The organism is Phaeobacter sp. CC-HEC084, from assembly GCF_059429255.1.
On record NZ_JCAIJQ010000009.1, the window covers coordinates 1,203,311 to 1,225,702 of the forward strand.

General features: G+C 61.8%; 21 protein-coding genes. 13 read left to right on the top strand and 8 right to left on the bottom strand.

The features are described 5' to 3' along the window. The first annotated feature begins 6 nt into the window (after window positions 1-6). Genes mutL through AC5SSZ_RS22915 form a run of 4 tightly spaced genes read left to right on the top strand, consistent with a single transcriptional unit; the run spans window position 7 to window position 4,826 of the window. Window positions 7-1,926, top strand: coding sequence for a DNA mismatch repair endonuclease MutL (gene mutL, locus AC5SSZ_RS22900; protein ID WP_495440282.1), 1,920 nt, complete (start codon window positions 7-9; stop codon window positions 1,924-1,926). Continuing rightward, window positions 1,926-3,146, top strand: a complete 1,221-nt coding sequence (locus AC5SSZ_RS22905) for a DNA recombination protein RmuC (RefSeq protein ID WP_495440284.1) — start codon at window positions 1,926-1,928, stop codon at window positions 3,144-3,146. The genes mutL and AC5SSZ_RS22905 overlap by 1 nt, the downstream gene beginning before the upstream one ends. Next, a complete protein-coding gene (locus AC5SSZ_RS22910; protein WP_495440285.1) occupies window positions 3,143-4,468 on the top strand; it encodes an adenylate/guanylate cyclase domain-containing protein in 1,326 nt (441 codons plus the stop codon). The genes AC5SSZ_RS22905 and AC5SSZ_RS22910 overlap by 4 nt, the downstream gene beginning before the upstream one ends. Before the next feature lie 34 nt (window positions 4,469-4,502). After that, a complete protein-coding gene (locus AC5SSZ_RS22915; RefSeq protein ID WP_065271795.1) occupies window positions 4,503-4,826 on the top strand; it encodes a DUF3775 domain-containing protein in 324 nt (107 codons plus the stop codon). Window positions 4,827-4,891: 65 nt separating this feature from the next. On the opposite strand, the gene AC5SSZ_RS22920 is transcribed toward AC5SSZ_RS22915, so the two are convergent. The 5 genes from AC5SSZ_RS22920 to AC5SSZ_RS22940 form a co-directional block, all read right to left on the bottom strand. Next, the gene (locus tag AC5SSZ_RS22920; RefSeq protein ID WP_495440288.1) at window positions 4,892-6,034 is read right to left on the bottom strand and encodes a saccharopine dehydrogenase family protein; all 1,143 of its coding nucleotides are present in this window, start codon (window positions 6,032-6,034) and stop codon (window positions 4,892-4,894) included. A 13-nt stretch (window positions 6,035-6,047) separates the two neighbouring features. Next, entirely contained in the window at window positions 6,048-6,296 is a 249-nt protein-coding gene (locus AC5SSZ_RS22925) for a SemiSWEET family sugar transporter (protein WP_065271793.1), read from the bottom strand. Continuing rightward, window positions 6,296-7,348 carry a saccharopine dehydrogenase gene (locus AC5SSZ_RS22930; RefSeq protein WP_274835298.1) on the bottom strand — a complete coding sequence of 351 codons (1,053 nt, stop codon included), beginning with the start codon at window positions 7,346-7,348 and terminating at the stop codon, window positions 6,296-6,298. Before AC5SSZ_RS22930 ends, AC5SSZ_RS22925 begins: the two co-directional genes overlap by 1 nt. 25 nt (window positions 7,349-7,373) lie before the next feature. Continuing rightward, complete coding sequence (locus AC5SSZ_RS22935) at window positions 7,374-7,988, bottom strand: glutathione S-transferase family protein (RefSeq protein ID WP_495440291.1); 615 nt, start codon at window positions 7,986-7,988, stop codon at window positions 7,374-7,376. A 66-nt stretch (window positions 7,989-8,054) separates the two neighbouring features. Next, window positions 8,055-8,708: a histidine phosphatase family protein gene (locus tag AC5SSZ_RS22940; RefSeq protein WP_495440292.1), complete on the bottom strand. Its 654-nt coding sequence runs from the start codon at window positions 8,706-8,708 to the stop codon at window positions 8,055-8,057. 245 nt (window positions 8,709-8,953) lie between these two features. Between AC5SSZ_RS22940 and AC5SSZ_RS22945 the strand changes: the two genes are divergently transcribed. Further along, complete coding sequence (locus AC5SSZ_RS22945; protein WP_495440294.1) at window positions 8,954-10,147, top strand: hydantoinase/carbamoylase family amidase; 1,194 nt, start codon at window positions 8,954-8,956, stop codon at window positions 10,145-10,147. 56 nt (window positions 10,148-10,203) lie between these two features. On the opposite strand, the gene AC5SSZ_RS22950 is transcribed toward AC5SSZ_RS22945, so the two are convergent. The 3 genes from AC5SSZ_RS22950 to AC5SSZ_RS22960 all read right to left on the bottom strand — a co-directional run bounded on the left by AC5SSZ_RS22950 (window position 10,204) and on the right by AC5SSZ_RS22960 (window position 13,194). Beyond that, window positions 10,204-10,458, bottom strand: coding sequence for a WGR domain-containing protein (locus AC5SSZ_RS22950; RefSeq protein ID WP_065271789.1), 255 nt, complete (start codon window positions 10,456-10,458; stop codon window positions 10,204-10,206). A gap of 133 nt (window positions 10,459-10,591) precedes the next feature. Continuing rightward, window positions 10,592-11,296, bottom strand: a complete 705-nt coding sequence (locus tag AC5SSZ_RS22955) for a response regulator transcription factor (protein ID WP_065271788.1) — start codon at window positions 11,294-11,296, stop codon at window positions 10,592-10,594. Then, on the bottom strand, window positions 11,293-13,194 hold the full coding sequence (locus AC5SSZ_RS22960) for a hybrid sensor histidine kinase/response regulator (RefSeq protein WP_495440295.1): 1,902 nt from the start codon (window positions 13,192-13,194) through the stop codon (window positions 11,293-11,295). Before AC5SSZ_RS22960 ends, AC5SSZ_RS22955 begins: the two co-directional genes overlap by 4 nt. 294 nt (window positions 13,195-13,488) lie before the next feature. Here AC5SSZ_RS22960 and AC5SSZ_RS22965 point away from each other — a divergent pair, with 294 nt between their 5' ends. From AC5SSZ_RS22965 to AC5SSZ_RS23000, 8 genes are all read left to right on the top strand, one after another. Further along, a complete protein-coding gene (locus tag AC5SSZ_RS22965; RefSeq protein WP_274838150.1) occupies window positions 13,489-15,462 on the top strand; it encodes an AMP-binding protein in 1,974 nt (657 codons plus the stop codon). Window positions 15,463-15,514: 52 nt separating this feature from the next. Then, window positions 15,515-16,324 carry an ABC transporter ATP-binding protein gene (locus AC5SSZ_RS22970; RefSeq protein WP_116560346.1) on the top strand — a complete coding sequence of 270 codons (810 nt, stop codon included), beginning with the start codon at window positions 15,515-15,517 and terminating at the stop codon, window positions 16,322-16,324. 29 nt (window positions 16,325-16,353) lie between these two features. Continuing rightward, on the top strand, window positions 16,354-17,340 hold the full coding sequence (locus tag AC5SSZ_RS22975) for a branched-chain amino acid ABC transporter permease (protein ID WP_065271784.1): 987 nt from the start codon (window positions 16,354-16,356) through the stop codon (window positions 17,338-17,340). Window positions 17,341-17,433: 93 nt separating this feature from the next. After that, a complete protein-coding gene (locus AC5SSZ_RS22980) occupies window positions 17,434-17,691 on the top strand; it encodes a hypothetical protein (protein WP_065271783.1) in 258 nt (85 codons plus the stop codon). A 3-nt stretch (window positions 17,692-17,694) separates the two neighbouring features. Then, complete coding sequence (locus AC5SSZ_RS22985; RefSeq protein ID WP_065271782.1) at window positions 17,695-18,771, top strand: branched-chain amino acid ABC transporter permease; 1,077 nt, start codon at window positions 17,695-17,697, stop codon at window positions 18,769-18,771. 97 nt (window positions 18,772-18,868) lie between these two features. After that, window positions 18,869-20,152: an ABC transporter substrate-binding protein gene (locus AC5SSZ_RS22990; RefSeq protein ID WP_065273619.1), complete on the top strand. Its 1,284-nt coding sequence runs from the start codon at window positions 18,869-18,871 to the stop codon at window positions 20,150-20,152. 166 nt (window positions 20,153-20,318) lie between these two features. Next, window positions 20,319-21,155 carry an ABC transporter ATP-binding protein gene (locus AC5SSZ_RS22995; protein WP_065271781.1) on the top strand — a complete coding sequence of 279 codons (837 nt, stop codon included), beginning with the start codon at window positions 20,319-20,321 and terminating at the stop codon, window positions 21,153-21,155. Window positions 21,156-21,172: 17 nt separating this feature from the next. Beyond that, window positions 21,173-22,390: a phenylacetate--CoA ligase family protein gene (locus AC5SSZ_RS23000; protein ID WP_274835304.1), complete on the top strand. Its 1,218-nt coding sequence runs from the start codon at window positions 21,173-21,175 to the stop codon at window positions 22,388-22,390. Window positions 22,391-22,392: the final 2 nt, after the last annotated feature.

A 22,392-nucleotide genomic window follows, 5' to 3' on the forward strand; every position in this document is an offset into this window, starting at 1 on the left:
TGCGGTATGAGCAGCCCAGACCCCCAAATCCGCGACAATTCCCGCCCCGTCATCCGGCAGCTGGAGGACAGCGCCATCAACCGGATCGCGGCGGGTGAGGTGATTGAACGCCCCGCTTCGGCCGTGAAGGAACTGGTGGAGAACGCCATCGACGCAGGCGCCACGCGGATCACGGTGGAGATCGCTGATGGTGGCAAGACCCTGATCCGGGTCACCGATGATGGCTGTGGCATGACGCCGGAGGATCTACCGCTGGCGCTGTCGCGCCATGCCACCTCGAAGATCGACGGATCGGACCTGCTCAACATCCATACCTTCGGCTTCCGGGGCGAGGCACTGCCCAGCCTTGGCGCTGTAGGGCGCCTCACGATCACCAGCCGCGCCGCAGGCAATGATGCGGCGCAGATCCGCGTGGCGGGCGGCGGCATGGAGCCGGTGAAGCCCGGAGCCCTGCGCGCGGGTACCGTGGTCGAGCTGCGCGATCTGTTCTATGCGACCCCGGCGCGGCTCAAATTCATGCGTACCGACCGGGCCGAGGCGCAGGCGATCGGCGATGTGATCAAGCGCCTCGCCATGGCCGAACCCTCTGTTGGCTTCACCCTGCGGGATGTGTCCGGCGGCGGCGAGGGGCGCGTCACCTTCCGCGCCGATCCCCTGTCTGGCGATCTGTTCGATGCGCTGCACGGGCGGCTCGGCTCGGTGCTGGGGCGGGAGTTTGCCGAAAACGCGCTGAAGATCGACGCCACCCGCGAAGGTTTGCGGCTTTATGGCTACGCGGCGCTGCCGACTTATTCCCGCGGCGCAGCTGTGGCGCAGTTCCTCTTTGTGAACACGCGTCCGGTGAAGGACAAGATGCTGACCGGCGCCCTGCGTGCGGCCTATTTCGATTTCCTCAGCCGGGACCGCCATCCGGTGGCGGCGCTGTTCATCGATTGCGATCCGACCCTGGTCGATGTGAACGTGCACCCCGCCAAATCCGAGGTCCGCTTCCGCGATCCGGGGCTTGCGCGCGGGCTGATCGTCTCGGCCCTGCGGCATGCGCTGGCCGAGGCCGGGCACCGTGCATCGACTACCGTGGCCGGGGCGACGCTGGGCGCCATGCGCCCGGAACAGGCCACCCGGCAGTCCGCGCCGCATGTCTACCAGATGGACCGCCCCTCGATGGGGGCCCGCGCGGCCGCCTATAGCGCGCAGCGCCCGGATTACGTGCCGGTGCCGCCTTATCAACCCTCTCCGCCGCCGCAGAGCGAAGGCTTTGCCGAGATGCGCAGCGCCTTCAGCGGCCAGACCATCGAAGAGCCCGTGCAGCCCGCGGAACCGGGCGTGCAGGAGGCGCAGGCCGAGGCCCTGCCATTGGGCGCAGCGCGCGGTCAGGTGCATGAAAACTACATCATCGCCCAGACTGCCGATGGCATGGTGATCGTCGATCAGCACGCCGCCCACGAGCGGCTGGTCTATGAAAAGCTGAAGCGTCAGATGGGTGAAAACGGTGTCGCGGCGCAGGCGCTGCTGATCCCGGAAATCGTCGAACTCTCCGACAATGACTGCGCCCGCTTGCTGGCGGTGGCGGATGAGCTGGGTAAATTCGGTCTTGGCATCGAGGCCTTTGGCGGCAACGCCGTGGCGGTGCGGGAAACCCCCGCGATCCTCGGCGAGGTCAACGCCGAGGCCATGGTGAAGGACATCCTTGATGAGCTGGACGATCAGGGCGAAAGTCAGCTGGTGCAGGCGCGGCTGGAGGCGATCCTGAGCCGGGTGGCCTGCCATGGTTCGATCCGTTCCGGGCGGCGGATGCGCGGCGAAGAGATGAATGCGCTACTGCGGGAAATGGAGGCGACGCCCCATTCCGGCCAGTGCAACCATGGCCGCCCCACCTATGTGGAGCTGAAACTGGCGGATATCGAACGTCTGTTCGGACGCACGTGATGGACAGCGTGGAGGAGGCCTTGGCAGCCATGGATCAGGTCGGGCCGCTGGCCCTGATGGCGGGCGGCTTTGCGGCGCTGCTGATCCTGCTGCTGTTCCTCTCCATGCGCGCTTCGGCGCGGGCGGCCTCGGCGGTGGCGCCCTTGGCGCAGCAAATGGAATATCTGGGCCAGTCCGTACAGCAGCTGCGCGGCGGTTTGCAGCATGTGTCGGATATGCAGGCCAACGCGCAGGTGCAGATGGTGCAGACGGTCGAGGCACGGCTGACGGATGTGCAGCAGCATATGAACGATAGGCTGGCCGACAATGCCCTGCGTCAGTCCCGCGCTATGGCCGAAATGCAGGAGCGCATGCAGGAAAGCCTGCACGGCAGCGCCAAACGCACGGTGACCTCTCTGACGCAGCTGCAGGAGCGGCTGGCGACCATCGACAAGGCGCAGGACAATATCACCAAACTGTCGGGCGATGTGCTGAGCCTTCAGGATATTCTGTCGAACAAGCAGACCCGGGGCGCCTTTGGGGAGATCCAGCTGAACGACATCGTCTCAAAGGCACTGCCTGCGGATGCCTATACGCTGCAGGCGACGCTCAGCAACGGCAAGCGCGCCGATTGTCTGGTGCATCTGCCGAACCCGCCGGGGCCGATCGTGATCGACAGCAAATTCCCGCTGGAACCCTATGAGGCACTGCGCCGGGCCGAAACCCAGGATGAGCTGGCCTATGCGGCGCGGCAGATGAAAACGGCCTTGCGGGCGCATATTCGGGCAATATCCGAGAAGTACATCATTGAGGGCGAAACCGCTGATGGTGCGATCCTGTTCCTGCCCTCCGAAGCGGTCTATGCCGAGCTGCACGCCAATTTCACCGGCGTGGTGCGCGAAGGGTTTGCGGCGAAGGTCTGGATCGTCTCGCCCACCACCTGCATGGCGACGCTGAACACCATGCGCGCGATCCTGAAGGACGCTCGCATGCGCGAACAGGCGGGGGCCATCCGCAGTGAGCTGGGCCTTTTGCACCGCGATGTGGAACGGCTGGGCGAGCGCGTCGGCAATCTGGACCGGCATTTCACTCAAGCGGCCAAGGATGTTGCCGAGATCAAGATCAGCGCGGACAAGGCCGGGCGCCGGGCGCAGCGGCTCGACAACTTCGACTTTGAAGAGATCGACCAGGGGGCGGATCCAACCGGGACCGTGGTGCCGCTGGAGCATCCGGAGAGATGACGTCTCTGACACCGGACCGGGGGCTGCTGAAACAGGCCGAGGTGGATGCCGAACGGGTGGTGGCCCTGTTGCGGATTGCGGTGTCGCTGGGTCTGTTCGGGGTGTTCTTTGCGACGGTCTGGGAAACTGTTGATACGGTGGAAGACTATTTGCGCCGTCAGTGGCTTTTTGCGCTGGCGACGATGTTTTCCTACTTGCTTGTCGGGGTGTTTACCCTGTGGCTGGCGCAAAGTGGCCGGTTCCGCGGCTGGATGGTCTGGCCCGGCGTGACGCTGGACTGTGCCTTCATGCTGGTGAATGTCTGGGTGGGGCTTGAAAACACCGCCTTGCCGGGGGGCGTCACCTTTCTGCTGCCGCCGATCTGGCTGGTGCCAGCTGTGCTGTCCTTTGCCGTGCTGCGGTTCAATCCCTATCTGCAGGCCTATACCGTGGCACTGATCGCGGTGGGGCTGGGGTGGATGGTGTTGTGGCAGCCGGAACAGGTCACGTCCGATGCGGCAGAGCGGGCGACCTTTCTGCTGGCGATGCCGCCAAATATCATCCGCATCGCGATGATCGGTCTGGCCGGTCTGGTTCTGGTGGTGGCGGCCTACCGCATGCGGCTGCTGCTGCACCGCTCGATCACCGAGGCGCAGGCGCGCACCAACCTGACCCGCTACCTGCCGGCGCAGCTGGCCGGGCGGCTGGCGGGCGGTGGGCTGGAGGAGTTGCGGCAGGGGCAGCGGCAGCAGATGGCGGTTCTGTTCATCGATATCCGCGGCTTTACCAGCTGGTCCGAAGATCGTGATCCGCATGAGGTCAGCGCCTATGTAACCGAGTTCCGCCGCCGGGTGCAGCTGGCGGCGGCGCGCAGCGAGGGGCTGATCGACAAATACATCGGCGATGCCGCGATGATCCTGTTCGAAGGTGAGGACGGGGCGCAGCGAGCGCTCGATTGCGCCGGGGCGCTGGATGAAGAACTGCAGCGCTGGACGGCCTTGCGCCTGGAGGCGGGGGAAGGGCCTGTCGAGGCGGGGATCGGCCTGCACTGGGGCGAGGTCTTCTCCGGCGTGGTCGGCAATGCCGAGCGTTTGGAATACAGCGTCTTTGGCGATACAGTGAATATCGCGGCGCGGCTGGAGCAGCTAACACGGCAGGAAGATGCCCGGATCATAGCCTCTGCCGCCCTGTTTGACGCCGCCGGAGCAAAGCCCGCGCGCGACGGCTGGATTGCCCTGCCACCGGTGCATCTGCGCGGGCGTAGCAGCGGGCTCGACATCTTCGGATGGGGACAAGGCGGCTTTGCCCCAGATCAAAGACCCGGAGAGGACACTGCTGTCTGATACCGGGAGAACCGCGAACAGCAGGAGACGAACGATGTTGGAGATTTCCGCCCGCAAGGTCGCCCAGGTGGCGATGATGGCCCGGGAACTGGACCGGGCCGAAGGGGAGCTGCGCGCCTTTATCGACCGGATGAGCGTCGATGAGCAGGCCGAGCTGACCGCGATCATGTGGATCGGTCGCGGCAGTTTCGAGGCGGAAGAGCTGTCAGAGGCGCTTGCGACGGCTCGCAGCGAAGCCACCACCCCGACCGCCGATTACCTTATCGGAACGCCGCATCTGGCCGACAATATCGAGGCCGGGCTGGAGGCCATCGGTGTGGATGTCGGGGATATAGAAGACGATGTGATCGGTCGCTGAAGGGCGCCTCACAAAAAATAAAGACCCGCCTGAGCGGGTCTTTGTGTTGGCAGAGCCGTTTTGGTTCAGCCTGCGTGGTTGATGACTTCCAGATGCTGGGCCAGCTTGCCGATCTCGCCCATCCATTTCTCGATCAGCTTGGGATCGCTGGGGGCGGCGTGTACGCCGGCCGGGATCTGTCGGTTCATCACCGCCTCGATGGCGAAGCTGACCGGATAGGACACAAGGCGCGCCATGGCGGTGCCGCGCTCGTCGCCCCAGGCATCCATCACATAGGTCTTGTGCCAAACGACCTTGCCGTCCTTTTCCGCCTTCAGGCTGACGCAGAGCACGACCCGGTCCGCTTCACCTTCGTCATAGGCATTTTCGTCCCAGAACTGGTCGGACATCTCTTTCAGGCGGGCATCGCCTGCTTCGCCTTCCAGGGTCTCTACTTCCTTGAAGACATCGGCCCAGGCCTCGGACCAGCCGTTGAGGCGCAGGGTGCCGCGCACGAATTCCTTCACCGGCCAGGCCTCTTCGAACTCGTATTGCGCCATGAAGGGCAGCGAGTCGCGGTTCGGGTAGACCTCAAAGCTTTCCGGGGTGGGCAGCGGCGCGTCATAGCTGCTGATCGCATCCCATGGCCGGTCCACGCGCAGCTCGGAATAATCCCGCACCGACCGCGAGGGTGAACGCAGCGCCTTCAGCACGCCAAGCGGCGACCAGCTGAATTTATAGCGGAACGGGTTCGGGGTCTTCGGAATGCCACCGCAGTAAGAGATAAAGCTGATGTGGTTCTCGGCATCATAGGCGTCCGATGCCTTGTAATCCTGCACAAGCGCGTGGGCCATCAGGTGGTCGATGCCGGGATCAAGGCCGACCTCGTTCACCAGGGCCACGCCTGCTTCGCGCGCCTTGTCATCCAGCGCGCGCATTTCCGGCGCAATGTAGGAGGAGGACACGAAATGCGCGCCTTTGGAGATCGCCAGTTCGGCCAGCTCCACGTGCCAGTCGCCGGGCAGCATGGAGACAACAACGTCCTCCGGGCTCAGCATCTGGGCCAGGTTGGCGATGGAAAAGGCGTGAATGTTGGTGGTCAGATCGCCCACCGCTTCGCGCGCCTTTTCGGGGGTGCGGTTCCACACCGCAACGTCATGGCCCGCCTCCAGAAGGCGGCGCAGGCCGGGGATGGCCGACAGGCCGGTTCCGCACCAGTGGATGGTCATGAGTGGTACTCCCTTATTTGTATTTCAGTTTGGCCAGAACGATGCTGATCACGATCAGCAAGGCACAGAAGTTGGCCAGGATCAAAGGCATGTCGCCCACCATAAGCCCGTAGATGAGCCAGAGCGAGACGGTGAGAAGGAACATCAGGTTGGCCGCTAGCGACAGGCCCGAGGTGTCCCGCGTGCTCCACGCGCGCCAGGCCTGGGGGATCCAGCAGATCGTGCCCATCGTGCCGGCCAGATATCCGATGTAAAGTTCCATCAGTTGCCCATGTTTTCATCAAAGGTTGCTTTGGCCCGGCCCCAGACACCGCTGCCGAGATCGCCCAGCGTCAGAAGCGAGGGCAAAAGCTGCTCGGCGTAATCGACCGAGCTTTCGGCGGGCAGCATTGAGGGCAGGTTGTCGATGGCCATCACGTCCAGAACCGGATCCTTGGCCACGCGCAGGGCAGGGGCATCCCAGGTGGTGGCGCGGTCATAGACCGGCACCGGGTTGTAATCGCTGTCCGGATCGCAAGCGACATCGCCGATGGCGGTCAGCTTGCGCGGCTCGGTCAGAGCAGATTGCGGTACAAACACAGGCGTGCCGGGGCGCGCAAAGATGCAGTTGAGGAACAGATCGTGCTCCAGGATTTCCGGGAAGGGACCGCCATTGGCGGTTTCCGCCATGTCCCATTTGGTAACGATGACGCCCATGGTCTCCAGCAGATCCGCCGCGCCAGTGCCAACACGCCCGAGGGCTCCAATCACGATGGCGGTGGGGCGGGGGGCTTTCAGCGCGAACAGCTCGGAGGACAGATCGGCAATCAGCGAATCCTTGTCTTTGAAGACACCAACCGGGCCGCAGATATCGCCGCGCTGCTGGGCGGCCCAGCATTTCAGCGTCACCGCCGCACCTGCATAGCCGGCCCAATAGCCAAAGGCCGCAACCCGTCGGCCGCTTTCGTCCACCAGATATTCCAGGTCATAAAGCGTGCCGCCACCCTGGCGGAACCGCTCCAGCAACGCCTTGCCCGAGTGCTGACCCTTGAAGGCATGGCCGAACATGATGTGGCGGTGCGGCAGAGGCGTGCCGTCCTCGGGAAGTTCTTTCAGGCCAAAGATGATTGCCTCTGCCGGGGCCGTGGGCCAGCTGTTTTCGGCGGCGATATCGCAGCCTGCATCCACATAGCCCTGCAAGGGGATCGCCCGGACCGAGCTTTTCTCGACCGTGACCTTGATGCCTGCATCGATCAGCGCCTTGGCGCCTTCGGGGGTCAGCCCGACCCGTTCTTCATTCGGGCGCTGCTCGGCCCGTACCCAGAGATGAGTCATTCTCTTGTCGTCCTTCACTCAAATATCAAAGCATGCCCTTGGCGCGGACTGCGCGCACCGAGGGGCGCTGATCCATTGTCGCCATGAAATCCCGGATCTTGGGATAATCCGCAACCGAAACCCCGTCCCCTTCGAGCCAGCTGCACACCACAAACAGATAACAATCGGCGATACTGATCTCATCACCCAGCACAAAGGGCCCTTTAAGGCCGTTTTCGCTGATGTAGGCGGCAGAGGCGGCCATGGTTTCTGGCACTTTCGCTGTCATGTCCTCAAACGAGGATTGCTGACTGGCCCAACGGCTGCCGCGCATCTTGTGGGCGTGGTTCACGTGCATGGTCGAGGCAAGGTAGTACATCACCTCGCGCATGCGGGCCTTCAGAACCGGGTCTTCGGGGCGCAGGTCTGCGTCGGGTGCAAGATCGGCGATATAGTCCAGCAGCGCACCGGTTTCGGTCAGGATGCCGCCCTCGACCGCCAGCGCGGGCACGCGGCCCTTGGGATTGATCTGCCCATAGGCGGGTTTTGTCTGCTCGGCGCAGGCAAAATCGACCTTGACCGCTTCATAGGTGATACCGGCTTCCTCAAGCGCGATGGCCACTGCAATCGAGATCGTGCCGGGGGCGTAATAAAGCTGCATCTGTTTCGTCCTTCAATTCTGTCGCGGGCGGTCTGCCCCATGGTCAAATGGTGGTCAAACCTGCGGTCAAAGATGGGTCTGTGCAAAATGGCGGTCGGGTGTTTCCAGATGGGGTACCGCGTTGAACAGTACCGGCGACCAGTGCCCGCCAATGGGGAACAGACGGTGCATCGAGGTATTCATGATCGCGAGCGCCATCCGGGCCATGCCGGTGATTTCGAGCATCATCGCCTGACGCATCGCCATGGAGATCAGACCGCCCGAGGTCACCACCAATGCCGGACCTTCTCCCGCCGCGATTTCGGACAGGGCCGCTTGGGTGCGGGTTTCAAAATCGTTCCAGCTTTCGGGGGCATCATCGATTTCACCTTCTGCCCAGGCGGCCAGCACCTGCGGCAGGTGGGCAATGAAGCCTTCGCGTTCCTGCGGGATGGCCAGCCCGTGCTGTTTCTCCATCGCCTGGGCGAGGGTGAAATACTCCATCTCGTTGAGACGGGGATCCTGCACCACCTCTTCGGTATATCCCATACCCGCAGCGGTTTCGATGTGCCGGGTCAGGGTGCCGCAATAGATACGGGGATGGCTGGCGCCGCTGGCGCGCAGATGCTCACCCAGCCAGGCCGCCTGCTGATGGCCCAGATCGCTGAGCCGGTCATAGCTGTGCTCGTCGCGGGCCTCGGTGTTTGCCTGCCCGTGGCGGATCAGCGTGATATGAGACATCGCTTCCGTTCCTCTGATCTTTGGCCTGACTCTTAGGTGAGCAGCCCGCGACATGGAAGGAAGGTTTCAGGGATGGCGTGAAATTTACCGGGTGCCGATTTGGCACGCGTGAAAAAAATGCAGGAACGACGTTCCGGAAAAAGGTTAACAAAATGTGGACATAACGCAAATGATGGAAGATGTAGGTTAACACCCGTTGGAACTGACGGGCCGTACACAAGACCGTGACCAAGGGAGAACCCGGAATGAAGATCAACCCCCAGAGATTCTTGGCGGATCTGCATACTCTGCGCTCGTTCGGGGCCTCCGGGGTCGGGAAAGGTGTGGTTCGTCCGGCCTATACCGCGGTGGACATCGCCGCGCGCCGCTGGCTGGCGAGCCGCATGCAGGAAGCGGGGCTTGAGGTTCGGTTTGACCGGCTTGGCAATCTTTTTGGCATTGCCGGGGAGAAATCCTTGCTGATCGGTTCGCACAGCGACAGCCAACCCGAAGGCGGATGGCTCGACGGGGCGCTGGGCGTCATTGCCGGCTTGGAAATCGCCCGCGCCAGCAAAGAGGCCGGAGGGCCGCCGATTTCCGTTGTCAGCTTTCAGGATGAAGAGGGGCGTTTCGGTGTTCTGACCGGATCGGACGTCTGGACCGGGCGGCTGTCGATGGCGGATGCGGATCAGCAGACCGATAACGAGGGGCAGACGCTGCGGGCCGCGCGGCAGCGGATGAAAGAAGGGACGGAAAAACCCGTGCCGACGGATCTGTTCACTGGCTTTCTGGAAATGCATATCGAACAGGGGCCTACCCTGGACACCACCGGCGAAAAGATCGGTGTTGTCACCAATATCGTTGGCATCCGGGATATGCGGATCACCTTTACCGGTCGTCAGAACCATGCGGGCACGACGCCGATGCATCTGCGGCAGGATGCCTTTCAGGCGCTTTCGGCCTTCAACACCCGCCTGAACGAACGTTTTGCCGAGATCGTCACCCCGGCAACCGTCTGGACCCTTGGCCATGTGGCGCTGCACCCCAATGCGTCTTCGGTGGTGCCGGGCAGGGTGACCTTCTCCATGCAGTGGCGTGATGCGGAGGCCGCGCGGCTGTTGGAGATGGAACAGATTATCCGTCAGACCTGTGACGAGATCGCAGCGGAACGCGACGTGGAGGTGGAGATGGGACCGGTGATGGGCATCGAACCCGTTGCCATGGATGACCGCATTCAGGCGGCCCTACGCACGGCGGCCGAAGATCTGGCGCCGCAGCAATGGCGTGATATGCCGTCGGGGGCGCTGCACGATGCGGCCAATGTGGCGCGGGTCATGCCAACCGGGATGCTCTTTGTACCGTCAATCGGCGGCATCAGCCACGCCTTTGACGAGGACACGGACGAAGCCGATCTGACGCTGGGGCTGGAAGTTTTGGCCCGGGCGGCCGCGACCCTGTGAACAGAAATTAAATGCAGAAACCGGCGGCCTACGGGTCGCCGGAGCGTGCTGCGTGATCAGTCGGCGGTGGCCTGCGATGCCAGTCCGTCGCGGTTATAGCCGCGTTTGATCATGCGGTTGCGGTGGCTGTCAGCGGCAACCGACGCCTCGCGCAGGTTGCCATAGATGTTGATCACGCTTTGCCCATCGCGCCCTGCGACGCCCCATTCCCGAAGGACAGAGACCTCGGAAAACAGGTTCATCGCCAGTTCGATCCGGTAAAACCGGGAGGGCCGGGATGATGTTTCACGATAGAGAAGACAGGTAGCCATGAGGCGATTCTAATCGCGGTGATTCGGGTCGGCAAGAGAAAGGATGGTGAACCCGCACGGGCCGGGATCACTTTTGCACCGCTGGTTTGTTCCGGGCATCCTGCCGCCCGATGCCGACAGCCGATGATCAGCCTCAGAGCCAGTTCACATCGCCGAGGAAAATATAGCCTGCGCCGTAGATGGTCTTGATCAGCCGTGGGTTCTTGGGATCTTCGCGCAATTTGGTGCGCAGGCGTGACACACGCACATCCATGGCCCGGTCGAAACTGTCCCCGGCTGCGCCGCCAAGCGCCTCTTGCATCTGGGCGCGGGAGATCAGCCTTTTGGGACTGTCCAGAAACAGCCGCAGCACTTCGCCCTCGGCATGGGAAAAGGGCGTTTCGCCGCCGGTTTCATCCTCCAGAACATAGCGATCGAAATGAGCCGTCCAGCCAGAGAACTGCGCCGAATTCCCGCTTTGCACCTGGGCGCGGGGGCCGCCGCGCAGACGGGCGCGGATACGGGCGACGACTTCGGTGGGATCAAAGGGTTTGGTGATGTAATCATCAGCGCCCAGCTCCAACCCGGTCACCCGGTCCTGCACCTGCGCGCGACCGGAAATGATGATCACCGCCGCGCCCTGCTCCAGCGCCAGCCTGTGCACAAGTGTCAGCCCATCGGTGTCGGGCAGCGACAGGTCAACGAGGCAGACATCTGGCGTCACCCGTTTCAAGGAAGCTTCGAATTCGCGCGCCCGGGAAAAACTCTGGGTGCGGAAACCGGCCTCTTCCAGGGTCTCGGTCAGGATCCGGCGGATTTCGGGTTCATCGTCCAGAATGGTGACAAGAGGCGCGGTCATGAAGGGGTCTCCGGTGTGATCAGCGCCGACAGCTGCTGCGTGGTAAAGGGTTTTTGCAGAACAGGCCCGCGTTTCAAAGCCTCCCGATGCATGGCATCGCCCGGGGGCAGCGACGTCATCAGGATGCAGGGCAGGGAGGATCCGGCCAGCCGGTCGACCAGATCGATCCCGGTGGCCTCACCTTCCAGCCGGATGTCGGACAGCACCAGCGCCATGTCCGGAATGTCAGCGGTCAGGGCCGAGGCTTCGTCTACGCTGGTGGCCTCAATCACGGAATAGCCAAGGTCGATCAGCATGTCGCGAAAGGTGGCGCGTAGGCTTTCGCTGTCTTCGACGAGCAGCGCGATCCCGCCCGAGGCATCCGGCGCCAGCCGGTAGGGCAGGCGCAGGGTGACGCTGGCGCCTGAGACCGTATTGGCGATGCGCATGTCGCCGCCTGTGGATTTCGCCATGTCATAAACGGTCGGCAGACCCAGGCCCGAGCCTTCGCTGCCCTTGGTGGTGAAAAACGGGTTCAGCGCCTGTTTCAGCGCCTCGGGGGAAAAGCCGGGACCAGTGTCGCTGACGCTGATTTCCAGCCAGGTTTCCCCGACCGCATGGACGCTGACGGTGATCTGCCCGGTGGTGCCGCAGGCGTCGCGGGCGTTGAAAATAAGGTTCAGCAGCGCGTCCTGCAATTTGCCCGCATCCAGCAGCAGCATCACGTCGGGCGTATTGTCGAGAATGCTGAGGCCGATGCCCTGCGGCAGCGAGGGCGAGGCGAGGATCTTCAGCTCATTGAGCAGCACATGCATGTCGGTGGCCTGCGGGCGCAGGGTGCGCTGGCCTGTCATTTCCCCGATGCGGTTCAGAAGCCGCCCACCCCGCCGTGCCGCTGAAAGGGTGCCCTGGATTAGCTCATCCGCTTCGGGGTGCAGATCCATCTTGGCCAGTTTGCCCTGCATGCCGAGGATGATGGTCAGAAGGTTGGAAAAGTCATGCGCAAGGCCGGAGGTCATCTGCGCCGCCATTTCGCGGCGGCGGGCCTGTTGCAGGGCGACGCGGGCCTGGGTTTCCTCGGTCACATCCATCGACAGGATAAAGACGCCGCCGCTGTTGTCCGGGGTAAAGGCGACGCGGATGCGGCGGCTGCCGTGCTCCTCGGTAAACTCAAAGACCGGGCTGCCACCTTTGTAGGCCGCCATCAGATGTGGTTCGATCCGGGCAAACGCAGATGGCCCCAGCGCATCCGAGATATGCATCCCCAGAATGTCCGAGGGACGGCCCGGAAAGACCGAGCTGAGCCGCCGGTTGGTGAAGGTGTAATAGCCTTCGCCATCCACGTGGGCGATATGGGCCGGCATCATTTCCGTCGTCAGACGGGTGCGGGCCTCGATCTCGGTGAGCTGGCGTTTGGCTTCTTCCAAGGCGCTGTTAGTGGCGGCCAGTTCGCGGTTTGCTGCCGACAGTTCTTCGGTATGGGCGATCAGACGGTCCGACATTTCCTCGGACCGGGCCCGCAGCAATAGTTCGACCCGTTTTGTCCGGGTGATATCGGTATAGACCGACACCCAGCCCCCCTGCGAAAGTGGCGCCCCTTCGATCGAGATCACCTGCCCGTTGGCGCGGGTGCGTTCCAGATAATGTGGAACAAAGGCAAGCGCTTGTTCGACGCGGGAGTCGACAAATTCGTCGATATCCTCGATCGGGCCGTATTCGCCGCTTTCGGCGATATACCGGATGGTTTCGTCAAAGCGCGCGCCGGGGGTTACCAGCCTGTCCGGCAGGGCGAACATCTCCTTGAACCGGCGATTGCAAACTGCCAGCCGCAGATCGCTATCGTAGATCGACAGCGCCTGAGCGATCAGGTTGAGCCCGGCGGTCGTCATAGCGGCGCGTTGTTTGTCTGACTGTTTCATATGTTCTCCCGCGCTATGGCTACCACTGTGCGGCGGCGCGGCAAAGAGGTGGTCTGCTGCGGCGTGAGGGCGCGTGGCGCATTTTGCGGGTCTCGGTGTCGCGGTAAATCTGCGGTGGTTGAGGGGATGTGAAACAGGCCGGAACACATTCCTGTGATCCTGTTACAATTCGTAAGAATTGGGAAAACATCAGGAAAAAGTTGACGCACTACCATCAGACAGGTCCTAATCGGGATCAGAATCGCGGAACAGCGATCATCCGGCCAGGGGAGGCCGGAAAGGGAGGAGATAAAATTGGCTCAGACGCAGTCGGGCGCCGCAGGACTATTGTCTCTGCCGGCGCTGCTTGAACGTAACGCCACGGAATTCGCTAATCAGCCGGCTTACCGGGAAAAGGAATTCGGAATCTGGCAGTGCTGGACCTGGGCGGAAATCGCCAAGGAGATCGAAGCGCTGGCGCTTGGCCTGATCAACCTAGGCATCAAGGAAGGCGATTTCATCGCCATCATTGGGCGCAACCGCCCCTACCTTTACTGGTCGATGGTTGCGGCGCAGTCCGTCGGCGCCATTCCGGTGCCGGTCTACAACGACTCTGCCGCCGAGGAACTGGCCTATGTGCTGGATCATTGCGGCGCCCGCTATGTGATCGCCGAAGACCAGGAACAGGTCGACAAGGTGATCGAGATTCAGGAGCAGCTGCACCAGCTGGAGCATGTGATCTATCTGGATCCGCGCGGCATGCGGAAATACGACCACCATGCCTTGCACCAGTACAGCCACGTGCAGGAGCAGGGCCGCGCCGCCTATGACGAATGGATCCCGGATCTGAAGGCGCGCAAGGCCAAGCTGACCTACGACAGCACCTGCGTGATGCTTTATACTTCCGGGACGACGGGCAAGCCAAAAGGCGTTGTCCTGTCCAACCGCAACGTGATCGAAAGCGCCAAGAACTCGGCTGATTTCGATAAGCTGACCCGCAACGAGAACATCCTTTCCTACCTGCCGATGGCCTGGGTTGGGGACTTCATTTTCTCGATCGGTCAGGCCTACTGGTGCGGCTTCTGCGTGAACTGCCCGGAAAGCCAGGACACCATGATGACGGACCTGCGGGAAATCGGTCCGACTTATTTCTTTGCTCCGCCGCGCGTCTTCGAAGGTCAGCTGACCAGCGTCATGATCCGGATGGAAGATGCAGGTCCGCTGAAGCGCAAGATGTTCCACCACTTCCTGGCCCACGCCAAGAAGGTCGGCGGCGACATCCTGGACGGCAGGCCCGTGGGGCTGATGGACCGGCTGAAGTACAAGCTGGGTGACATTCTGGTCTACGGTCCGCTGAAAGATACCCTTGGCTATGGCCGCATCCGTGTCGGATACACCGCCGGTGAAGCCATCGGCCCGGAAATCTTCGATTTCTATCGCTCGCTGGGGATCAACCTCAAACAGCTTTATGGTCAGACCGAGGCCACCGTTTTCATCACCGTGCAGCCCGATGGCGAAGTGCGGGCCGATACGGTTGGCGTTCCGGCGCCGGATGTGGAGATCCGCATCGACGACAATGGCGAGATCTTCTACCGCTCGCCCGGCGTTTTCGTGGAGTATTACAAGAACGCGGAATCCACAGCCTCGACCAAGGATCCTGAAGGCTGGGTCGCGACTGGCGATGCGGGCTTTATCGAAAACGATACGGGCCACCTGCGCATCATCGACCGGGCCAAGGATGTTGGCAAAATGGCCAGCGGTGCAATGTTTGCTCCGAAATATGTCGAGAACAAACTGAAGTTCTACCCCGACATCCTTGAGGCCGTGCTCTTTGGTAATGGCAAGGATCGTTGCGTGGCTTTCATCAACATCGACCTGACTGCCGTAGGCAACTGGGCCGAGCGCAACAACATCGCCTATGCCTCTTATCAGGAACTGGCGGGCCACCCGAAGGTTCTGGAGAGCATCCGGGAGCATGTGGAAGAGGTGAACAAATCCGTTGCCGCCGACGAAATGCTGTCTGGCTGTCAGGTGCATCGCTTTGTCGTGCTGCACAAGGAGCTGGACGCGGATGACGGTGAGATGACCCGCACCCGCAAGGTGCGTCGCCGCATCGTCGAGGACAAGTTCGCCGACATCATCACCGCGCTTTATGACGGCTCGGATCAGGTCTCGACCACCACCGAAGTTACCTATGAGGACGGCCGCAAGGGCGCCATCAGCGCCACGCTGAGCATCGTCGATGCCAAGGTGGTTCCGGTGACACCGCAGCAGGTGGCCGCAGAATGATCCGCGCGACAAAGACAGGCAGCCAGAAAAAGGGGCTGGGCACGTGAAAGACATGGAAGAAGGATACGTCACCGAAGACGGCCGCAAGATTGGCGGCGTGGTGATGGAAATGAAGAACATCACCCTGCGGTTCGGCGGTGTGGTGGCGATCAAGGACATCTCGTTCGACATCCGTCAGGGTGAGATCCGCGCGATCATCGGCCCCAACGGTGCGGGCAAGTCCTCGATGCTGAACGTGATCTCGGGGTTCTACGTCCCGCAGGAAGGTCAGGTTCTCTATCAGGGCAAGCCGCGTCCGCAGATGCGCCCCTACGAGGTGGCGCGTCAGGGTATCGCCCGGACCTTCCAGAACATCGCGCTTTTCGAAGGGATGAGTGTTCTGGACAACGTGATGACCGGACGGCTCAACTACATGAAGACCGGACTGCTGAGCCAGGCGCTGTGGAAGGGCAAGGCCGAGAAGGAAGAGACCGAGAACCGCGAAGCGGTGGAGAAGGTCATCGACTTTTTGGAAATCCAACACATCCGCAAGACCCCGGTGGCGCGTCTGCCCTATGGTCTGAAGAAACGGGTGGAACTGGCCCGCGCCCTTGCGGCCGAGCCGAGCCTGCTGCTGCTGGATGAACCTATGGCTGGCATGAACGTCGAGGAAAAAGAGGACATGTCCCGCTTTATCCTTGATGTGAATGACGAATTCGGCACCACGATCGCTCTGATCGAACACGACATGGGCGTGGTGATGGATCTGTCCGACCGGGTGGTCGTGATGGATTACGGCAAGAAGATCGGCGATGGCACGCCGGACGAAGTCCGCAACAACCAGGATGTGATCGACGCCTATCTTGGCGTTGCGCATGACTGACCATCAGACCGGCTTGAGGGAGGCGAAACATGCCTGAACAACTGATTTTTGCGATGGAAGTCACGCTCAACGGTCTGATGGCCGGCGTGCTCTATGCGCTTGTCGCGCTCGGATTTGTCCTGATCTACAAGGCATCCGGCATCTTTAACTACGCCCAGGGCGTCATGGCGCTGTTCGCGGCGATGACCCTGGTGGGGATCATGAATGGTCAGGTGCCCTTTGCGCATCTGATCAACGCGGTCTTCGGCGGCCATATCACCCATTTCGGTTGGACGATCCCGTCCTTCCTGGCGGTGATCCTGACAGTGGCGGTCATGGTTTTGCTGGCCTGGCTGGTGCAGGTTCTGGTGATGAAGCATCTGGTCGGGCAGGAGCCGATCATCCTGTTCATGGCCACCATCGGTCTGGCCTACTTCCTGGAAGGCGTGGCTGACCTGATGTGGGGCTCCGAGATCAAGACGCTGGATGTGGGCATCCCGCAGGGCATCAACCTGTGGATTGATGAGACCACCTACAACATCTTTGGCTACGGCTTCTTCATCGACAACCTTGATATCGTGGCGACCGTTGTGGCGGCGCTGCTGGTGACCGGTCTTGTGATCTTTGCCCAATACACCAAGCAGGGCCGCGCCATGCGCGCCGTGGCGGATGATCACCAGGCGGCGCTGTCTGTGGGTATCTCGCTGAACTTCATCTGGGTTCTGGTCTGGTCGGTTGCCGGGTTCGTGGCGCTGGTCGCAGGTATCATGTGGGGCACCAAGTCGGGCGTGCAGTTCTCGCTGTCGCTGATCGCGCTGAAGGCGCTGCCGGTTCTGATGCTGGGCGGTTTCACCTCGATCCCGGGCGCCATCGTCGGCGGCCTGATCATCGGTGTGGGTGAGAAACTGTTTGAATTTGCTATCGGCCCGATGGTCGGCGGCGCGACTGAAAACTGGTTCGCATACGTACTGGCGCTGCTGTTCCTGGTGTTCCGTCCGCAAGGCCTCTTTGGGGAGAAGATCATCGAAAGGGTCTGACGCAGCCCAATGACATCAAGGCCGGTTCCATTCGGGGAGGGATGGGGCCGCGCCGCAAGAGACTGAACGCAACATAAGAGGGAGGAAAGACGCATGAGAAAGCTCATTGCCATCGTCAATGTGATCGCCTGGTCTGGATTTTGGGCCTTTGGCTATCTGGCGCTGACCTCCGGAGATTTTTCCGACACCCAGGTCGTGATCTCCGCTCTTCTGGCTGCTGTCGGTCTTTTCACAGGGATCCTCGCCTATCTGCGACTGGCCCGCCTGGCCGAGGCCAGCGGATACGCGAAGAAGACAAATCAACTGGACGCAGCGGCCCGCAACCGCGCGCAGGAAAAAGGGAGCATCTGAAGCATGTTCTACCGTGAAGCCGGGGACTTTAAGGTCTCTTACCAGGATGACAGCCAGACGTTTCCGATCAAGTTCGATCGCTATCGTTACTACGCGGTGCTGGCCGTGGCCTTTCTGGTCATCCCCTTTGTCATCAACGACTACTGGGCGAATGCCATCCTGCTGCCATTCCTGATCTATTCGATCGCGGCCATCGGCCTTAACATTCTGGTCGGATATTGCGGTCAGGTCAGCCTCGGGACCGGCGGTTTCATGGCTGTGGGTGCCTATGCGGTCTACAAGTTCATGACCGCCTTCCCCGAAGTCAGCATGTTCGTGCATGTTCTTTTGGCGGGGGGGGTGACCGCGCTGGTTTGTGTGGCCTTCGGCCTGCCGTCCTTGCGCATCAAGGGCTTTTACCTAGCGGTGGCCACGCTGGCGGCGCAGTTCTTCCTGGTCTGGCTGTTCAACCGTGTGCCGTGGTTCTACAACTACTCAGCCTCGGGCCAGATCAACGCGCCTGAGCGGGATGTCTTTGGCATCGTGATCACCGGTCCCAATGCACCGGCCTGGGCGACCTATTTCTTCTGCCTGATCTTCCTGACGTTCTGCGCCATCGTCGCCCGCAACCTGACGCGCGGCACAACGGGCCGGACCTGGATGGCGATCCGCGACATGGACATCGCTGCCGAGATCATCGGGGTGAACCCGCTGAAGGCGAAACTGACAGCCTTTGCCGTCTCCGGCTTCCTGATCGGTATCTCCGGGGCGCTGTTCTTCTCGGTCTACCTTGGCGCGGTTGAGGTCGGCGAGGCCTTTGGCATCAACAAGTCGTTCCTGGTGCTGTTCATGGTGATCATCGGCGGTCTGGGCTCGATCTTCGGCTCCTTCGCGGGCGCGGCCTTCCTGGTGCTGCTGCCGGTGGTACTGAAGGTTCTGGGCGTCGACGTGATGGGCTGGCCGACTGATATCGTGGCGCATTTCCAGCTGGTGATCGTTGGGGGGCTGATCGTGTTCTTCCTGATCGCAGAACCGCACGGGCTGGCGCAGCTGTGGCGTGTTGCCAAAGAAAAACTGAGACTCTGGCCCTTCCCGCACTGACGCGGGGACGGCAGACCATCGCGGGGACAACAGCAAGAGCCAACTCACGGGCCCCGCATCAAAAAATCGGATGAGACCAATGGGAGGAATGAACCCGATGAAACTTAAACTGACCACTCTGGCGCTGGGCGCGCTGATGGCCGCAGGGCCAGCCATGGCGGATCTCGTATTCCCGTCGCTGAGCTACCGCACCGGCCCCTACGCCGCAGGTGGCATCCCCTTCGCGGATGGCTATGCCGACTATTTCACCCTGGTGAACGAGCGTGACGGCGGCATCGGCGGCGTCAAGGCGAAGGTGATCGAATGCGAGACCGGCTATAACACCGAAAAAGGTGTGGAATGCTACGAATCCACCAAGGGCGAAGGCGCGCTGGTGTATCAGCCGCTGTCCACCGGTATCACCTACCAGCTGATCCCCAAAACCGCTGCTGACGGCATCCCGCTCCACACCATGGGCTATGGCCGGACCTCGGCTGCCAACGGCAAGGTCTTTGGCAACGTGTTCAACTACCCGGCAAACTACTGGGATGGCGCATCGGGTATCATCACCTACCTGCTGGACGAAAACGGTGGTGACATCAAAGGCAAGAAGATCGCCCTGCTGTATCACAACTCCGCCTACGGCAAGGAACCTATCCGCACCCTGGAAGAGCTGTCCAAAAAGCATGGTTTCGAACTGTCGACCCTGCCTGTTGACCACCCCGGTCAGGAGCAGAAGTCCCAGTGGCTGCAGATCCGCCGTGACCGTCCCGACTATGTCGTTATGTGGGGCTGGGGCGTGATGAACCAGGTTGCCATTCAGGAAGCCGCAAACGTCCGCTACCCGATGGAAAACTTCATCGGCGTTTGGTGGTCCGGTGCCGAGCATGACGTCCTGTCCGCCGGTGCAAAGGCCAATGGCTACAAGGCTGTGACCTTCCACAACGTTGGTCGCGACTTCCCGGTGTTTGATGACATGCAGAAATATGTTGTCGACAAGGGCCTGGCTGCCGGTGCAGGCGATCAGATCGGTAATGTGCTTTATAACCGTGGCATGTACGCGGCGATGCTGGCTGTCGAAGCGGCCAAGACCGCCCAGGAAATGCACGGCACCAAGGACATCACCCCGGCGATGATGCGCGATGGCATGGAAGCCCTGGAAATGCCCGAAGCCCGTATGTCGGCGCTTGGCATGCCCTACTTCGGTCCGTCTTTCAACGTTTCCTGTGAAAACCACGGTGGCCCCGGCCTCGTCGGCATGACCCAGTGGAACGCAGAGACCAAGACCTGGAGCCTGATCTCGGACTTCCAGAAGACCGATACCGCTGTAATCCAGCCGCTGATCGAAGCTGACTCCGCTTCCTATGCGGCGGAAAACAACATCGAACCGCGCTGCAACTGATAGTGCTCGTGGTCCCGCCTTTTGGGGCGGGACCGGACTCAAAACCGGTGTGGCGGTCAGCCGCCACACCACCTCCGAAGAGACACCGATCCGGGCGCCTGCGAATGAATACGGCTCGCCCCGGACCAGGCCGCAACAGGCCGTGACCGCATGAGGACAAACTTTGATGCTCGACGCAGCAAACACCACCGATGTGCAGGCCGAAACCCTGCTTGAGGTCAACAATATCGAGGTGATCTACAACCACGTGATCCTCGTGCTGAAAGGCGTCAGCCTGAAGGTTCCAAAAGGCGGTATCACCGCGCTGCTGGGCGGCAATGGCGCCGGCAAGACAACGACACTGAAGGCGGTTTCGAACCTGCTGCATTCCGAACGCGGTGAAGTGACCAAAGGGTCGATCAAATACCGCGGCGAGGTGATGCACGATCAGGATCCCGCCGAAGTGGTCCGCAAGGGCGTCATCCAGGTGATGGAAGGCCGCCATTGTTTCGAACACCTCACCGTTGAGGAAAACCTGATGACCGGCGCCTATACCCGCGCCGATGGCAAGGGCGATATCCAGCGCGATCTGGAGATGGTCTACAGCTATTTCCCGCGCCTGAAGGAACGCCGCAAATCCCAGGCTGGCTATACCTCCGGGGGTGAGCAGCAGATGGTGGCCATGGGCCGCGCTCTGATGAGCCGCCCGGAAACCATCCTGCTGGACGAACCTTCGATGGGTCTGGCGCCGCAGCTGGTGGAGCAGATTTTCGGCATCGTGAAATCGATCAACGAAAACGAAGGCGTGACCTTCCTGCTCGCGGAACAGAATACCAACGTGGCGCTGCGCTTTGCGCATTATGGCTACATCCTGGAATCCGGCCGCGTGGTGATGGATGGACCTGCCGCCGAACTGCGCGAAAACCCGGACGTGAAGGAATTCTATCTCGGCATGTCGGACGAAGGGCGCAAGAGCTTCCGCGATGTGCGGTCCTACCGCCGCCGCAAACGGTGGCTGAGCTGATGCGGGGTGATGAGGACATGAGTTTTTTTGACATTCTTGAAACCCGCTCGGCGGATGAACGTGCCGCGGATATCGCCAAGGCGCTGCCGGAGCAGATCGCCCGCGCCAAAACCGCGCCGGGATATGGATCGGCGCTGGCCGATGTGGATCCTGCGGCGATCACCTCGGCTGCGGATCTGGCCGCGCTTCCGGTGCTACGCAAATCCGAGCTGAGCCGCGCCCAGGCCGAGAATGCCCCCTTTGGTGGCTTCACGGTGAAACCGGCGCATGGGTTCGCGCATATCTTCCAGTCGCCGGGTCCGATTTATGAACCGGGCGGCAGCGAACATGACTGGTGGCGCATGGGCCGCTTCCTGCACGCGGCAGGCATTGGCGCTGGCGATGTGGTGCAAAACTGTTTCGGCTACCACCTGACTCCGGCTGGCATGATCTTCGAAAGCGGCGCCCGCGCCGTTGGCGCCGCGGTTCTGCCCGCAGGCACCGGTCAGACCGAATTGCAGGTCACAGCCGCCCGCGATGTGGGGGCGACCGCCTATGCGGGCACTCCGGATTTCCTCAAGGTGATCCTGGACAAGGCCGATGCCATGGGCGTGAAGCTGGGCTATACCAAGGCGGCGGTCGGGGGCGGCGCGCTGTTCCCCTCGCTGCGTCAGGAATACGCCGACCGGGGCATCACCTGCCTGCAAAGCTATGCAACGGCTGATCTCGGCAACATCGCCTACGAGAGCGCCGCGATGGAAGGCATGATCGTTGACGAGCGTGTCATCGTTGAGATTGTGACACCCGGCACGGGCACCCCTGTTGCGCCGGGCGAGGTGGGCGAGGTCGTGGTGACGACGCTCAACCCCGATTATCCGCTGATCCGTTTTGCCACTGGCGATCTGTCTGCGGTTCTGCCCGGGATGTCGCCTTGCGGCCGCACCAACATGCGGATCAAGGGCTGGATGGGCCGCGCGGATCAGACCACCAAGATTAAGGGCATGTTCGTGCGCCCGGAACAGGTGGCAGCGCTGGTCGACAAGCATGACGAGATCGTCAAGGCGCGCGTCATTGCCACCCGTGACGGCGAAATGGACGCGATGACCGTTCAGATCGAAGCCACCGGCGGCGATGAGGTCGGGTTTGGCAAATCGGTGATCGAAGTGCTGAAGCTGAAAGGCAAGATCGAAGTGGTTGCCCCCGGTGCCCTGCCCAAGGACGGGCTGGTGATCGAGGATCAGCGCAGCTACGACTGATC